At 36.8% G+C, this 10089-nt stretch carries 8 protein-coding genes; 7 read left to right on the top strand and 1 reads right to left on the bottom strand.

What is annotated here, in order from left to right; genetic code table 11:
- Positions 1–418: 418 nt before the first annotated feature.
- From WBG21_RS07365 to WBG21_RS07335, 7 genes are all read left to right on the top strand, one after another.
- Complete coding sequence (locus WBG21_RS07365; RefSeq protein ID WP_340076375.1) at positions 419–1333, top strand: YitT family protein; 915 nt, start codon at positions 419–421, stop codon at positions 1331–1333.
- Positions 1334–1491: 158 nt separating this feature from the next.
- The gene (gene mscL, locus WBG21_RS07360; protein ID WP_340076373.1) at positions 1492–1908 is read left to right on the top strand and encodes a large-conductance mechanosensitive channel protein MscL; all 417 of its coding nucleotides are present in this window, start codon (positions 1492–1494) and stop codon (positions 1906–1908) included.
- A 377-nt stretch (positions 1909–2285) separates the two neighbouring features.
- Positions 2286–3797: an NADP-dependent isocitrate dehydrogenase gene (locus tag WBG21_RS07355; RefSeq protein ID WP_340076371.1), complete on the top strand. Its 1512-nt coding sequence runs from the start codon at positions 2286–2288 to the stop codon at positions 3795–3797.
- 218 nt (positions 3798–4015) lie between these two features.
- Complete coding sequence (locus WBG21_RS07350) at positions 4016–5014, top strand: aspartate-semialdehyde dehydrogenase (protein ID WP_340076369.1); 999 nt, start codon at positions 4016–4018, stop codon at positions 5012–5014.
- Positions 5015–5029: 15 nt separating this feature from the next.
- Positions 5030–6073, top strand: a complete 1044-nt coding sequence (locus tag WBG21_RS07345; protein ID WP_340076367.1) for a zinc-dependent alcohol dehydrogenase family protein — start codon at positions 5030–5032, stop codon at positions 6071–6073.
- Positions 6074–6190: 117 nt separating this feature from the next.
- Positions 6191–6562, top strand: coding sequence for a DoxX family membrane protein (locus WBG21_RS07340; protein ID WP_340076365.1), 372 nt, complete (start codon positions 6191–6193; stop codon positions 6560–6562).
- A 111-nt stretch (positions 6563–6673) separates the two neighbouring features.
- Entirely contained in the window at positions 6674–8830 is a 2157-nt protein-coding gene (locus WBG21_RS07335; RefSeq protein WP_340076363.1) for a prolyl oligopeptidase family serine peptidase, read from the top strand.
- 99 nt (positions 8831–8929) lie between these two features.
- On the opposite strand, the gene WBG21_RS07330 is transcribed toward WBG21_RS07335, so the two are convergent.
- Positions 8930–10054 (bottom strand): NAD(P)/FAD-dependent oxidoreductase, encoded by a 1125-nt coding sequence (locus WBG21_RS07330; RefSeq protein WP_340076360.1) that lies wholly within the window; start codon positions 10052–10054, stop codon positions 8930–8932.
- Between the last annotated feature and the right edge of the window lie 35 nt (positions 10055–10089).

The following is a 10089-nucleotide window of genomic DNA, read 5'->3' as shown; positions in this document are numbered from 1 at the left end:
ATAGTAAAAACCTTATAAACCATCCTGGCCATAATCCGGTCAGGATGCTTGCTTTTTTTAGACAATGCCTGTTACTAAAACTAAAAAAGACAGCCTAAAGAATAGGGCTATCATAGCAATTCTACAAGAACATTGACAGTAATGGTTCTAAAGAGTGTACAAAATTGAGTTGCATAATATTTCTCCAATATTCATTACCAAAAGAGCTTTGTGCATTTCCTGTCATGAATATCATTTTTTTGCTAAATTACATTCGGGAATAAGCTAAAAATACAACCATCAGCTATAGCTATAGTTTATGAAGCGTAATAATAATGGTTTTCATACCAGACCATGCCTTACCAAGCCATAAACAAGGGCCATTTTTGAATGTAATTTATTTTTTGTCTTTTTTAATAATTCACCAAAAATTGGTTATATGAAAAATATAGTTAAATCTCTCATAGAAATCATTCAAATTGCTCTCGGTATATTTTTGGCAAGTGTTGGTTTAAAAGTATTTCTGCTACCCAATGGTTTTTTGGATGGTGGAGTTACAGGGGTCGCTATTTTACTCAGTAATTTAATTTCTTGGGATATATCTCTAACTCTTCCATTATTGAGTATCCCCTTCTTTGTACTAGGCTGGTTCACTGTTAGCAAAAGGATTCTTATTAAATCGATAGTTTCCATCCTTATTTTGGCATTAATTATACACTTCGAAAATTTTGAATCTGTTACGAACGATAAATTGCTGATTTCTATTTTCGGTGGCTTGTTTTTGGGTGCCGGTATTGGGTTGGCCATCAAAAATGGAGCTGTCTTGGATGGTTCAGAGATACTTGGAGTTTATGTTAATGACAAAACCGGACTTTCAATTGGAGTAATTATACTCACTTTCAATAGTGTATTGTTTATACTTACAGGCATACTATTCTCCTTAGAGGTTGCTATGTATTCAGTACTCGCCTATCTAGTTACAGCAAAAACCATAGACCTCATCTTGGAAGGGTTTGAAGATTATCTTGGATTGATGATCATCTCCTCTAAATCTGAAGAACTACAGCTCGAACTGATTGAAAAGGTCGGACAAGGAATGACTATTTACAATGGGGCAAAAGGATATGGTAGCCAAGGACGAAAAGATAATATTGAAATTATTCACTTGATTATCAATCGAATCGATTCTAAAAAAACGTACCGTACAATTGATGCTATAGACCAAGAAGCGTTCATTATTGAATTTGATATAAATAAGGTTAAGGGAGGAGTGCTTAGAAAGTACCTTTCAAAGCAAAAATCAAAAAAATTATCCCCAACATTATATAAGGATAATATAGAGAAAGACTTATAAATTTATCATTAGGTAATTAAGATATCTAAATCCCTATTTAAGCTTTTCTAAATACATTTTTTTGTCAAAGTTTTCATCGAAAAAATAAATTAAGCCCCTTTTTCTTTTATTTTTTTAACTAAATTGGTCTATAACTAACACATCAAAAAAACATAAAAATGGGATTTTTTAAAGATTTTAAGGCCTTTCTATTTAAGGGCGATATCATAAATTTGGCAACTGCTGTTATTGTAGGCGGCGCCTTTGGCAAAATTGTTTCTTCTTTTACCAATGATGTATTAATGCCTCCTATTGGGATGCTTTTGGGAGGAGTCAACTTTACTGAGCTAAAGCTGGAAATTAAAGAAGCCACTACAAATGCCGCCGGAGAAGTTATTCCTGCCGTAACCATTAACTATGGCAGTTTTACACAAACAATTCTCGATTTTGTTATTATCGGTTTCTGTATATTTATGGTGTTAAAAGCTTACGAAAAAACACAAAAGAAGAAAGAAGAAGCCCCCGCTAAACCAAAAGGGCCTACACAAGAAGAACTACTTACTCAAATACGTGATTTGCTAAAGGATAAAAAATAAGGTGCCGCTGCACTGCATATTCAATTTGTGTAACTAAACCGCTCCTTGGGAGTGGTTTTTTTAATAATTACAATGATTTTACATATCCACTACTACAGATTTAATATATTAAGCTTTCAAATTATTTGATTTACCCTTTTTACGTCTCAAGAGTCTTTTTCCATTATTTCTTATACACAGTATTAGTACTATTTTAGCTTAAATAGCTATAATGAATGAAAATTTATATGTTTTATACTCAAGTAGTTTTACTGATTTTTCAAGTTTTGTAATATTTATTCATAATTTATAGTTTATATAATCCATAAAATATATAAATAAAAATAAATGAATTAATCTTTCCATATTTGCAATTGAAATATTTAAACTAAAAAAACATGAATACATTAGAAATAAGCGAGCAGTCACTAAAGAAAATTAATAAACCCGTTAAAATTGCCGTGGCCAGTGGAGATGGTATTGGGCCTGAAATTATGGAAGCCACCTTACGCATTTTAGAGGCTGCAGGAGCTAATATTAAACCTGAATTTATTGAATTGGGTGAGAAAATGTATTTATCCGGAAACACATCAGGTATAGAGTCCGGTGCTTGGGATGCCATCAATAAAAATAAAATTATTTTCAAAGCCCCTATTACTACGCCACAAGGCAAAGGCTACAAAAGCCTAAATGTAACCTTGAGAAAATCATTGGGTCTTTTTGCTAATGTTCGGCCTGTTGAGGCATTATCTCCTTATATAACTAGCAATTTTCCTAATATGGATGTGGTGATCATTCGTGAAAATGAAGAAGATTTATATGCAGGAATTGAACACAGGCAAACACAAGACGTATATCAATGCCTAAAACTTATTACCCGTCCCGGATGTGAACGTATTGTCCGCTATGCATTTGAATATGCAAAAGCTTATGGGCGTAAAAAAGTTACGTGTATGGTTAAAGATAACATCATGAAAATAACCGATGGGTTATTTCATAAAGTTTTTGATGAAATTGCAGCAGAATATCCTGATATTAAAAGCGAAACACAGATAATTGATATTGGTTCTGCACATTTGGCTGCCCGACCACAAAATTACGATGTCATTGTTACAGCAAATCTCTATGGAGATATTATATCAGATATTGCTGCAGAGATTGCCGGTTCAGTAGGGATGTGTGGTTCAGCTAATATTGGGAAAAATGTAGCTATGTTTGAAGCTATTCATGGCTCAGCTCCGGATATAGCAGGTAAGGGAATCGCTAATCCATCAGGCCTTATTAATGCTGCAGTAGCCATGCTAGCCCACATTGGACAAACCGGCATTGGTGATAAAATTAAAAATGCTTGGTTAACTACCCTAGAACAGGGTTATCATACAGCAGATATCTATCAAAAAGGGATAAGTATAAAGAAAGTAGGAACTCAAGAATTTGCAGATCGGGTAATCTCTAATCTGGAACAGATTCCAAAAAATTTAGCAAAAAGTGTTTTAGAGCAAGCAAATGGCATAATACAAATACCTGAATATGTTCGCAAACAGGAACAAAAAGAATTGGTAGGAATAGATACTTTTTTGGATTGGCAAGGGAACAACCCTAATGAGTTAGGAGAGGCACTTTCAAAACTAGATGTGTACAAGCTGAAATTGAAAATGATTACGAACCGTGGGGTCAAGGTGTATCCCGAAGGAATAGAAGAAACTTACTGTACAGACCACTGGCGTTGCAGGTTTGTTGGAGTAGACACCAAAACGGAAACTAATGATTCAAAGTATTTCGGCATTGATTATGAACAAATAATTGCCCTCTTGTCCAAACTAAATCATTTAGGGTTTGATGTAATTAAAACTGAAAACCTTTATGAGTTTGATGGAAAACGTGGTTTTTCATTGGGACAGGGCGAATAGGAAAGTAGGTTTTAAAAAGATGTTTTACTGTAATATCCCCACTTATTGGCTTATTTAATTTAGTTAGTTACGCCTAACTAGTTGAATATATATAATTCGTAAAAGACAGTTCTTTTTGTGACAATTATAACTTTTTGTTGTATTTTCATAATATTCTATACTAAACATTGCACAACATCAATTAATAATTATTTTTGCTTTATTAAACTATTATTACAATGAAAGTTGCTGTTGTAGGGGTCACCGGGATGGTAGGTGAAGTGATGCTAAAAGTACTGGCAGAACGTAATTTCCCTGTCTCTGAATTAATTCCCGTTGCCTCCGAAAGATCAATAGGAAAAAAAGTCACGTTTAAAGGGAAAAACTATACGGTTATTAGTTTAGAAGATGCAGTTACTACCAAGCCAGATATAGCCTTGTTTTCTGCTGGAGGAAGCACTTCGTTAGAATGGGCGCCAAAATTTGCAGAAGTGGGTACTGTTGTTATTGACAATTCTTCTGCCTGGCGAATGGACCCCACTAAAAAACTGATCGTCCCGGAAATTAATGCCGGCTCCGTTACGCCTGAAGACCGGATCATTGCCAACCCTAATTGTTCCACCATCCAAATGGTAATGGCACTGGCGCCACTCCATTCAAGATACAAAATAAAAAGAATAGTCGTTTCTACCTATCAATCCATTACTGGAACTGGAATAAAAGCAGTTAAACAACTGGAGAACGAATATGCCGGAGAGAAAGGGGAAATGGCCTATCCATACCCTATCCACCGGAATGCTATTCCGCAATGTGATGTTTTTGAAGAGAACGGTTATACCAAAGAAGAGATGAAACTCGTTAGGGAAACACAAAAAATACTTAATGACACTACCATTAGTGTAACGGCAACAGCTATCCGTATTCCAGTCGTGGGTGGCCATAGCGAATCAGTAAATGTGGAGTTTGAAAATGATTTTGACCTTAATGAAGTCCGTTCACTATTGAACAATACCTCTGGAGTAACCCTTCAGGACAATCCGGATGTAAATACCTACCCCATGCCTATCTATGCAGAAGGAAAGGATGATGTTTTTGTAGGCCGATTGCGCAGGGATCATTCCCAGCCCAATACATTGAACATGTGGATTGTGGCCGATAACCTCCGAAAAGGAGCCGCTACCAATGCAGTGCAAATTGCTGAGTTTATTGCCTCTTATAGTTCGATAACTGTTAAATAATTCCCCTTTACGCCTATGAAAGCCCTCACCTACGAAGCATTTCAGACCCCTGTTTCCATAACAAACGTAGAAGACCCTACGCCAAAAGACCATGGGGTTATTATTCAGGTAAAAGCATCCGGATTGTGCCGTAGCGACTGGCACGGTTGGATGGGGCATGATGCTGATATCAAAACATTTCCCCATATTCCGGGGCATGAAATGGCTGGAGAGGTGGTTGCTATCGGAAAAAATGTAACCAAATGGAAAAAAGGCGATCGGGTAACCGCTCCTTTTGTGTGTGGTTGTGGAAGTTGTTTACAATGCAATGAAGGGAATCAACAGGTATGTGATGTACAAACCCAGCCGGGGTTTACCCATTGGGGAACTTTTGCAGAGTATGTTTCTATACATCATGCCGATTTAAATTTGGTGTCCCTTCCCGAAAGCATGAGTTATGAAACTGCCGCAAGTCTAGGTTGCCGGTTTATTACTTCCTTCAGGGCTATTGTGCACCAAGGACAAGTAAAAGGAGGCGATTGGGTGGTTGTCTATGGCTGTGGGGGGGTTGGCCTTTCTGCCATTATGATTGCAAATGCCCTAGGTGCACAAGTGATTGCCGTAGATATTGATGATGAAAAACTGGCTTTTGCTAAAAAAACAGGGGCGCACATTGGATTAAATGCCAAAAAAGACCCTGATGTCCCCAAAACTGTAAAAGAGTTGACCAAAGGAGGCACACACGTCGCTGTTGATGCATTAGGTAGTAAAACTACCTGTATCAATGCTATTCAAAGTCTTCGAAAAAGGGGAAAGCATATCCAGGTAGGGTTACTTTCCGGTGATGATATGAATCCCCCTGTTCCGATGCATTTGCTTATTGCGAATGAGCTAGAAATTATAGGAAGCCACGGCATGCAGGCTTTTGCCTATGCTCCTATGCTAGAGATGATCCTGCAAGGAAAACTAAACCCTGAAATGCTTATTAGCAACCAAATAGCTTTGCCTAAAGCTACTTCTTTTTTCACGCTTAACCCTACTTATTTACAAGCAGGAATTACCATTATCAACTCTTTTTAAAAATACTTTTGTAAGTTTATTATAGAGACGTTTTAAACTTTTTTCATTTTTATTCATATCTTTAGCTATAAACTTTTTTAAGTTTTATTAAAAAATTAACCCATAAAAACCAACATTATGAGTTCAAAAATCACCTTAGTCTTAAGGCTTCTACTAGGGCTAGCTTTAGTCGTTTTTGGAGCAAACAAATTTGCCAACTTTATGCCCCCTATGGAATTGCCTGATGCTGCCGGAAGTTTCATGGGCGCGCTCGTCGCTACTGGTTATATGATGACGCTTGTTGCCATCGTAGAAATTTTAGCCGGATTGTTGTTGCTAATCAACAAAGCTGTTCCATTTGCTTTGGTTATCCTAGCTCCGATTTCTGTAAACATCATCCTTTTTCATGCATTATTAGATCCTGCAAACATTGGCCCTGCTGCTTTAGTGTTTGTCCTAAATGCTTATTTGATGTTAAAATATTGGGATTCGTATAAATCACTTTTTTAAATAACGATATTTTCAAAATAATGTTAAATACTGTTAAAAGACTCTTGAAAAATAAAACAAGAGTCTTTTTATTTTATGTTTGACTATTAATTAATTATTCATTTTATTATTATGAAAAAAATTTATGTTCTTTCTTTAGCTATTGTATCCTTTTTTGCTTGTAAAAAGGCAAATGAAGAAAATATTATTGCTGTGGAATACCCGGAAACTAAAAAAGTAGACACGATAACCAATTATTTCGGTACCGAAGTGAAAGACCCTTACCGCTGGTTAGAAGATGACCGCTCTGAAGAAACAGAAGACTGGGTGAAACGCCAAAACAATGTGACTTTTGGTTATTTGGAAAACATTCCTTTCAGAGATGATTTAAAACAGCGTTTGGAAAAACTATGGAACTACGAAAAAATCACTGCTCCTTTTAAAGAGGGCAATTATACCTATTTCTATAAAAACAATGGGTTACAAAATCAATATGTTGTATATCGGCAAAAAGGGGATGAAGAGCCCGAAGTATTTTTAGACCCCAATACTTTTTCTGAGGATGCAACCACATCATTAGCAGGGTTAAGTTTCTCTAAAAGTGGAAAACTTGCTGCTTATTCGATTTCTGAAGGGGGAAGCGACTGGAGAAAAGTCATTGTAATGGATGCTGAAAGCCGTGAAATTATTGAAGACACTATTGTTGATGTAAAATTTAGCGGGCTTTCCTGGAAGGGAGATGATGGTTTTTATTATTCAAGCTATGACAAGCCTGAAGGGAGTGAACTGTCTGCAAAAACAGACCAACATAAATTATACTATCATAAGCTTGGAACTACACAGAAAGAGGATGAATTGATTTTTGGGGGTACAGAAGCAGAAAAACACCGTTATGTGGGTGGCTATGTCACTGAAGATGATCGCTATCTGATAGTTAGTGGATCTGTGTCAACTTCAGGAAACAGGCTTTATATTAAAGATTTGACAGAGCCTTCTTCTTCGTTGGTTCCTATATTGATGCATTATGACAGTGATACCGGTGTTATTGAAAATATGGGATCTAAACTATATTTAGTAACAAACTTAAATGCTCCTAATAAAAAGATCGTAACCGTGGATGCTTCTAATCCTGCTCCTGAAAACTGGGTGGATTTTATCCCTGAAACTGAAAATGTGCTTAGTGTCTCTACAGGAGGAGGGTATTTCTTCGCTGAGTACATGATCGATGCTGTTTCCAAGGTATTCCAATATGACTATGATGGAAAGCAAGTCAGAGAAGTAGTGCTCCCTGGTGTGGGAAGTGTCGGAAGCTTTAATGGCAAAAAAGAAGCTACTGTGCTTTACTATTCTTTTGCTAATTATAATACCCCGGGAAATATTTATAAATACAATCCTGAAACGGGGAAATCAGACACTTATTGGAGCCCGAATATTGATTTCGACAGTGATGCTTATGAGTCTAAGCAAGTGTTTTATACTTCTAAAGACAGCACCAAAGTGCCCATGATCATCACTTATAAAAAAGGGTTGAAGCTCAACGGGAAAAATCCAACCATGTTATATGGTTATGGTGGATTTAATATTAGTTTGACCCCTTCTTTCAGTACCCTAATGGCCGTATGGTTAGAGCAGGGCGGAGTGTATGCAGTGCCCAATTTAAGAGGTGGTGGTGAATATGGAAAAGCTTGGCATATTGCCGGCACTAAAATGCAAAAGCAAAACGTGTTTGATGATTTTATTGCCGCTGCTGAATATTTAATTGCCGAAAACTATACTTCCCCTGAATATTTAGCCATTCGAGGAGGTTCTAACGGAGGTTTATTGGTAGGCGCTACCATGACACAACGCCCGGATTTAATGAAAGTGGCACTCCCTGCAGTAGGCGTCCTTGATATGCTGCGTTACCACACTTTTACAGCCGGTGCAGGTTGGGCCTACGATTACGGTACAGCTGAAGATAATAAAGAAATGTTTGCCTATTTAAAAGGCTATTCCCCTCTTCATAGTGTTACAGAAGGAACCATGTACCCGGCAACTCTAATAACTACCGGTGACCACGATGACCGCGTAGTCCCTGCGCATAGTTTTAAATTTGCTGCAGAATTACAAGATAAACATGCCGGGAAAACACCGGTCTTGATACGGATTGAAACAAACGCCGGACACGGAGCCGGAACCCCTGTAAGTAAAACCATTGAGCAATACGCTGATATTTTTGGTTTTACATTCTTTAATATGGGATATGATGAACTGCCTAATAAAGCTGTGCTGAAAGAATTTAAAGACTAAGGTTACATCATAAAAAAGCCTATAAAGTTGTAGAGCGTCTAAATCTCAGGAATTAGACGCTCTATATTTAAAAGCGACTCTATTGAAAACTAAAAAGCTTTATGCGTTTGCCAATTCGGCCAATTCAGCTCCTGTTTGTGCGCCAATTGCCACCCCCATTCCCCCTAGCCTAACGCCACAGAAAACATTGTTTGAAATTGTTTTTACAATAGGCTTCTTTTGACTGCCTATTCCCATAATACCACTCCAGCGATGTTCAATTTCAAAGGAGGTTTTTGGTAGGATAGCTGTTTTCAGAAGTGCTTCCAACTTGTCCTGAATTAAGCTTGTTTGACCAAATGTCGTTGTGGTCTCTTCTTTAAGGGCAAGGTTTCTTCCTCCTCCCAATAAAATCCTGTTGTCAATATTTCTAAAATAATAATAGCCTTTGTCTAAATGAAAAGTGCCTTTAATTTGTAGCTTTTCTATTGGTTTTGTAATGAGGACTTGTGCTCTTGCTGGTGAAACGTCATTTATTCCTAATTGAGATGCAAAACCATTGGTGGCAATGAAAAGTTTCCGGCTTGAAAAGTCAAAATGATTTGTTTGGACTTTTACACTATTTAAGTCCTCAGAAAAAGAGTTAACCGTTATGCCATTCAATATTTTAATCTTTTTCTCTATTGCTTTTTGAAGCAATGCCTTCATCATTTTTCCGGTGTCCAGTTGTCCTTCAAAACGATTTAAGATATAGTTATTATAAACATTGTTAAAAGAAAATCTATTCTTGGACGTAATAAACACTTCTTTCTTGAAGATCGGTTGTAAAAGCTCATTGAAATAGTTTATGCGCTCAAAGCAGTTTTCTATTAATGCCTCATCATTTTTTAAAAACAATTCATATCCTCCATGTTGTTGATATGCCAGTGTTATATCTCCTATTTGCCTTCTTAATCTTTGTAAACCTTCCCATCTCTTTCCTGCTAACTGAAAGATTTCTTCTTCTGAATGGGCTTTCAAGTCATCCAAAAGCTCCGAAATGCTTCCAAAACAGGCAAACCCGGCATTTTTAGTGCTTGCCCCAGAGGGTAAAACTCCTTTTTCAAGAATTATAATATTGCTTTGGGGGTATTTCTCTTTTAATGATAATGCACAATTCAATCCTACAATACCACTTCCTACCACAGTAAAATCAATGTTGGTAAGCCATTCTTTCAGTTCCCAATAGCTCAGATGTGTGTTCATAAAAACTATTTTACTATAATAAAAATCCCCCGGAT

This window comes from Leptobacterium meishanense, from assembly GCF_037645805.1.
GTDB classification, from domain to species: domain Bacteria; phylum Bacteroidota; class Bacteroidia; order Flavobacteriales; family Flavobacteriaceae; genus Leptobacterium_A; species Leptobacterium_A meishanense.
The sequence above is the reverse complement of the archived record's forward strand: the minus strand, read 5'-3'. Positions and strand labels throughout refer to the sequence as shown.

Bases quoted from the DNA above. Each gene is read 5' to 3' on its own strand.
- WBG21_RS07365 (WP_340076375.1), top strand. From the start codon at position 419: ATGAAAAATATAGTTAAATCTCTCATAGAAATCATTCAAATTGCTCTC.
- mscL (WP_340076373.1), top strand. From the start codon at position 1,492: ATGGGATTTTTTAAAGATTTTAAGGCCTTTCTATTTAAGGGCGATATC.
- WBG21_RS07355 (WP_340076371.1), top strand. From the start codon at position 2,286: ATGAATACATTAGAAATAAGCGAGCAGTCACTAAAGAAAATTAATAAA.
- WBG21_RS07350 (WP_340076369.1), top strand. From the start codon at position 4,016: ATGAAAGTTGCTGTTGTAGGGGTCACCGGGATGGTAGGTGAAGTGATG.
- WBG21_RS07345 (WP_340076367.1), top strand. From the start codon at position 5,030: ATGAAAGCCCTCACCTACGAAGCATTTCAGACCCCTGTTTCCATAACA.
- WBG21_RS07340 (WP_340076365.1), top strand. From the start codon at position 6,191: ATGAGTTCAAAAATCACCTTAGTCTTAAGGCTTCTACTAGGGCTAGCT.
- WBG21_RS07335 (WP_340076363.1), top strand. From the start codon at position 6,674: ATGAAAAAAATTTATGTTCTTTCTTTAGCTATTGTATCCTTTTTTGCT.
- WBG21_RS07330 (WP_340076360.1), bottom strand. From the start codon at position 10,054: ATGAACACACATCTGAGCTATTGGGAACTGAAAGAATGGCTTACCAAC.